The sequence below is a fragment of the Ilyobacter sp. genome (genome assembly GCF_041583315.1).
Lineage (GTDB): Bacteria > Fusobacteriota > Fusobacteriia > Fusobacteriales > Fusobacteriaceae > Ilyobacter.
Genome location: NZ_JBFHGC010000140.1, coordinates 1 through 5,664 on the forward strand (window position 1 = coordinate 1; position 5,664 = coordinate 5,664).

Below are 5,664 nucleotides of genomic sequence, written 5' to 3' on the forward strand. Positions count from 1 at the left end.
AGGTAACCATCGGATTTAATCTGGGAGTTTCCCCTAAAAATTCTAAATCTTCCTTTTTTATATCTACTTTCCATAAAGATTTAATTTCTTTTAAAGCCCTCAAAGAAAAATACAGCGAATATTTTTTAAAGAAAATATTTCTGAAGTTGTTCTTTTTTCTCAGAATGTTTATTACATCATAATGAACTCTTGTAGCTTTTATCATTGTCCCGTTATTCAGACTTTCATTCTTAGCTATCCTATAAAAACATAATACTTTATTATAATAATATAGGTCATGCTTTACGCAGTATTTTGTAAAAAAGACATAGTCGCTTGAAGGATAATATGCTTCGTCAAACCCCCCTATACCTATTGCTTTCTCCCTGTCTATTACTATTCCTACCGGCCCGCCGATGGGGTTGGATATAAGGAAATCAAGTTCACTGAATTTCCACATTTTTTTTCTGAAATTTTTCAGTTTTTCTTTGAGTTCTTTTTTCTTGGCATCTGACCTCTGATCAAAGATAAAATGCCTGGACTTTACACATGAAATTTTAGGATTATTTTTAAGAACTTTAAAAATTTCCTCAAAAAAATCTTCAAGCAAAAGATCATCGTCATGAAGCATTGTATACCATTTTCCTCTTGCAAGTTCGAGGCACCTGTTCCAGTTGCCATAGATACCTAGATTTTCTTCATTTTTATAATATAGTATTTTCGGATTGTTATAATTTTTTATCAGATCTTCTGTCTCGCTCTGAGAGCTAGGACATTCAGCATCGTTATCTACGACCACTATTTCATAATCACTGAAGTTGTTTTGTTTGAGTGCACTGTCAATGGCTTCTCTCAGCATCTCAGGTCGTTTATAGGTGGGGATGGCTACAGTAACAAGTGGTTTTTCTTTATCATTTGGGTTGCCCCAGATCAACTTTGACTTTACATGACTGTACTTTTCAAAGTTGTTTTTATATTTGAATATTTCATTGGTTTCAATACTCATAAAAATCACCTCTGATATTTAAATTGTTATTCGCTGTTTATCCCATGATTAACTTATACTCTATCCCACAGGATTTCTTTCTAAAACAACCTAAATATATTTTAGTCCCAAATTTTAAATACAAATCAAATTTCCTTTAGCCTGTCTGAATCTACAGAAATTTATCTGTTTTTACAACTTGTCCGGCAATTCTCTCAGAATTTTTTCTGCTGCCATTTGACCACTTATGAGACTTTGATCACTCCACAAATATTTCCATTCTCCGAATCTGCCTATGGATTTGATATTACATCCCTCTAAAAATTCTAAAACTATTTTTCTGTTTTCATATATATTATGTTTAAAGACCACATTTGCATAATCTTCTTTTTTTATATTCTTTACAACTAAATCGTCTTCTTTGAAAACATTCATTTTTATAAGTTTTTCTATGGTATGCTGCAATATTTCGTCTTCTGAAAGGTTAATTTTTTTATCTCTTGAAAAATAGATTTCAGCCTGAAGAGAGCTGCAACCCTCTGGAGCATTTTCTGGAGACTTTAAGCTTGGAGAATATACTCTGGCACTGAGTATATCTTCATCATAGATATAAAACCACAGATGCTTAGGTATGTCTGGTTTATTAAATCCCAGAGAAACAAGATAACCAGAAGTACACATAAGTTTTTCTGAAGCTTCCACTACTTCTTTTGGTGTATTCTCTATGATTTTACACAGCTCAGGAAGCGGAAGGCTAGATACTAGTTTTTTATACTTACACTGAGTCCCGTCAGAAAAATAAATTTTGTGTTTTTCTATATCTATTTTTATTACTTCTTTATTTTGTCTGATATCGATTCCCTTTACCATGCTGGTAAGAAAAGATTTATATCCCCCTTTTTTAGGATATCTCATCTCTTTGGCATAATATGTAACCGGAGTTTTTTCTGTCTCACACCCCTCTTCTATCTCCTCTATAGACGGCAGATAAATTCTCTTTCCTACCCATTTTGTTTCCAGGTTTTTAGGTTCTACCGTCCAGTATTTTCTTGTATAAGGTATAGGGAAATTTTCTGCAAAATAATCTCCAAACTGAACCCTCAGCCATTCTTCATAATTTTTTATTTCAGAAACATCTTTTAGCTTTCTTTTTTTAAAATCTTCCAGTATCATCTTTTTTTCTCCACTTGGCAGAGGATATAAATTGTTCTGAGCAGGATGCTTTACCCAGTATCCTCTGTAATAATTAAATGGATCAGGTGTATGAGTATAAAAATCCGTTGATTTTGCAAAAATTTCCTTTACATGTTCATCTATTGCAAAAGACAGATGGACAAATCTGTCAAATCTAAACCCGTTTATTTCAAAATTATCAAGCATTCCACCCCACGAAGGATTTTTTTCAAATACCACGGAATTTACGCCTCCTTCTTTTAAATGATACGCTGCCGATATTCCCGAAATCCCAGCCCCTAAAACAACTATGTCATAATTCATTCGTGTCCCTCCCCCATATTAAATCCTAAATAATTAAAAATTTAAATTAATTTCATAATTTTTACAAATAAACAAGGAAAATATTTTAATAAAAAACCTAGAAAAATATTTTTTATATCTAATACTCTTAAATATTTCCATTCTAAATAAGAAAGTATTTCTTTGGTTAAAATATTTTCTCTTATATAGAGTTTGATGTTTTTGGTTTCTTGATTAGCTCTGCTTTTTATATAGGATTTTGTCACCCACAAAACTTCCCTCGTTCTTCTTTTAAGAAATAATCTACCTAGCTCCTCATCTTTTGTTCTATATTGATTAAAAAATATATCAAAAATTTTTATCTTATTTAATCTTTTAAGGTTAAACTCGCTATTCATTATGGAGCCCGCCCTCTGTAGATACTGGACTAACTCCAAATCAATATAGCCCACTTTATTTGAATTCAAAAGTGCTCTAATTATGAAGTCTTGATCTTCTACATAATAATGCGTCTCATTATTTTCATTGAAAAAAATCTTCTCTATTATCTCCTTTTTATAAACAACATTACAGGTGTACAAAAATATTTCTAAATTAATATATTTTTTCAAAATATCTCTGCTTTTCTCATTCTTTTTTACATCTCTGAATATATCATTATAGTGCTGAATAACATTACCATTTATATCTACACGTTTAAACTTGAAAAATACAAGATCGGGATTATCATTCCTAAAGCTTTTCATAACTTTTGTAAATGTATCTTCAGCTATAATATCGTCAGAGTCTAAAAAAAATATATATTTTCCTAATGCCTCTGATAACCCATTATTTCTGGCAGGACTCGGCCCACCGTTTTTCAAACGGTTGATAATTTTATATTTAAAAGTTACATTTTTCAGTAACTTCTCCATAATTTCCACGCTATTATCTGTAGATGCATCATTTACAAATATGACTTCAAAATCTCTGTAAGTCTGTCCCTCAATACTTTCGATTGTCTTCTTTACATGACCTCCAATATTATAGAAAGGTATTATTATACTCACTAATTCTTTATTTTGCATGATAATCTCCACCTTTACATACTTCATCTCTCCAAAGATAACCTGTATTTTAATTTTTTTATATTTCCCGATATTTCTATAATTTTCTCTTTAATTAATAGAATAAGATACTTTAAATTTAAAGGTAGACTATTTTCATACACTGTTTTTCTGATATTACAAAAATTATTTTGGATTTTCTTTAGATTTTAATTCAAAATTAAAATTAGAAATAATTTTTTCAATATACTGCAGTAATGAATTAATAAAAATAATAACCCCGATCATTTCAAAGGATTCTTCAATTGTTGTGATAATAGCATATGTCAAGTTGTCATCAGTATATACATCACTGTAATATCCTCCGATCATCTCTATTCCTATGGCTCCTCCCACAAAAAAAAATGCAGCTAATAAAAATTGAAATCTCACTCTGGAAGGAAGATCTAATAAAAATTTGTAATAATATACCGATAAAATCAAAACAACTGCAATTCCGACAATAACCCAGGAATAATAAAATGCTCCTGATAATTTAAATATCTTTCTCAGCGGAAATATAAAGAGTTCATGTAAACTAGCTGATTCATCTACTGATAAAAATAAAAATATAATTGAAAGTAATGACCACCTTTTATAAAAAATATCCTTTTTACTCTTTTTAAATACTGCAATTATTTTTAAAAGAAATGCAGAAATCAATAAAATAATTGATGAAAAATATGTCGGAATATTGTTCTCAGAGTCAAACTCAAACTGCGGAACAAATCCATACACGTGAGGATGTCCTGCCACAAATTTGAAAAAACAGGAAGCTATATTCATAAAAAGCAATAATAAAAAAAGGTAACTAATCATTCTACATTTTTTTTTAACATACATAAAAATTGTAATTAAAAGATTTTCCATAAAACATCACTTCCATCTGGTTTTTTAATGTCTGTTTATTTTTTTTAACGATTTTTAGATTTAAATATTACAGTGACATCGGAGATATTATTTTCAATGTAATTTATCAATGCCCCAATAAAAATAATGACTCCAATCATCTCAAAAGATTCTTCAAACGTCGTAATAATGGCATAAACAAGATTTTCTTCCGGATTAAAATATTTATAGTTACCTCCTATCATCTCTATTCCTATGGCTCCTCCCACAAAAATAAATCCAGCCAGTAAAAATTGATATTTTGTTTTAGAAGGGAGACTAAATAAAAAACGACTATAAAATATAAATAAAATCAGAACAAATAAAAATCCAATAATAACCCAAGAATAATTAAATATACCAGTCAAAGTAAAATTTTTTTTCAGTGGGTATGTCAACAGTTCATGCATACTCGCAGTTTCATCGATTGATAAAAATAAAAATATGACTGACAGTATAGACCAATTATGAAAGAAACGATCTTTTTCAATTTTTTTAAACAATGCTATTACTTTTAAAAGTATGGCAGAAACTAATAAATTAAATGATGAAAAATAAGTCGGAACATTATTTTCAGTTCGAAACTCAAATCTAGGTACAAGACCGTATACATTTGGGTGACCTGCCACAAACTTTAAAAAACATGAAAGAATATTCATAAAAAATAAAAACAAAAACAGATAATTTATTATACGAAAGATTTTTTTTAAGTAAATAAAAACTGAAAATGAAGATTTTTCCATAAAGTCCCCCCCTGTTCCTTTTCCCTAAAAAATAAATTCGATTTTATATTATGCTTTTATTTTTTTGTAGGTTGCCAGTGTCTTTCTTCGAATTTTGTTATAAAAAGTATTATATTTTCCAATTGATTTATTCAAATCATAGCTTTTTAGCCATTTGAAAAACTCTCTTTCATCTGAGTCAGAAACATGTTTTTTTATATCTTTCCATAGATCAATGTCATCATGAATAAAATCCCACTTTCCTTCAAGAAGACATTTCTTAGAATATTTATATATATCATCATTAAAATAAAAACCAAATTTTTTTGGGTCTAAATTTTCAAGCATCAATGCGATCATAGTAATGGAACATTTTTCACATTCACAACAATTTGATCCCCCTGGACTTTCCCAGCAAACTCTCAACTTGATTTGTTTTCCAGTTCTTTTTACAAAATCTGATATTTGCTCAATCTTGTCCTGTCTGCTCCGGTCAAAATTGTCATGATACACCTCACTCTGCCCCCAT

6 protein-coding genes are annotated in these 5,664 nt (G+C 29.6%); all 6 read right to left on the reverse strand.

Features of this window, described 5'->3' with window-relative positions; all coding sequences use genetic code 11:
- A partial coding sequence (locus tag ABZA26_RS06325; protein WP_372713674.1) for a glycosyltransferase family 2 protein occupies positions 1 to 985 on the reverse strand: 985 nt, incomplete at its 3' end.
- Between the two features lie 171 nt (positions 986 to 1,156).
- Positions 1,157 to 2,461 carry an NAD(P)/FAD-dependent oxidoreductase gene (locus ABZA26_RS06330; RefSeq protein WP_372713675.1) on the reverse strand — a complete coding sequence of 435 codons (1,305 nt, stop codon included), beginning with the start codon at positions 2,459 to 2,461 and terminating at the stop codon, positions 1,157 to 1,159.
- A 41-nt stretch (positions 2,462 to 2,502) separates the two neighbouring features.
- Positions 2,503 to 3,507 (reverse strand): glycosyltransferase family 2 protein, encoded by a 1,005-nt coding sequence (locus tag ABZA26_RS06335; RefSeq protein WP_372713676.1) that lies wholly within the window; start codon positions 3,505 to 3,507, stop codon positions 2,503 to 2,505.
- 165 nt (positions 3,508 to 3,672) lie between these two features.
- Positions 3,673 to 4,311 carry a hypothetical protein gene (locus ABZA26_RS06340; protein ID WP_372713677.1) on the reverse strand — a complete coding sequence of 213 codons (639 nt, stop codon included), beginning with the start codon at positions 4,309 to 4,311 and terminating at the stop codon, positions 3,673 to 3,675.
- 128 nt (positions 4,312 to 4,439) lie between these two features.
- Positions 4,440 to 5,156 (reverse strand): hypothetical protein, encoded by a 717-nt coding sequence (locus tag ABZA26_RS06345; protein ID WP_372713678.1) that lies wholly within the window; start codon positions 5,154 to 5,156, stop codon positions 4,440 to 4,442.
- A 48-nt stretch (positions 5,157 to 5,204) separates the two neighbouring features.
- Positions 5,205 to 5,648 carry a hypothetical protein gene (locus ABZA26_RS06350; protein WP_372713679.1) on the reverse strand — a complete coding sequence of 148 codons (444 nt, stop codon included), beginning with the start codon at positions 5,646 to 5,648 and terminating at the stop codon, positions 5,205 to 5,207.
- Positions 5,649 to 5,664 lie beyond the last annotated feature (16 nt).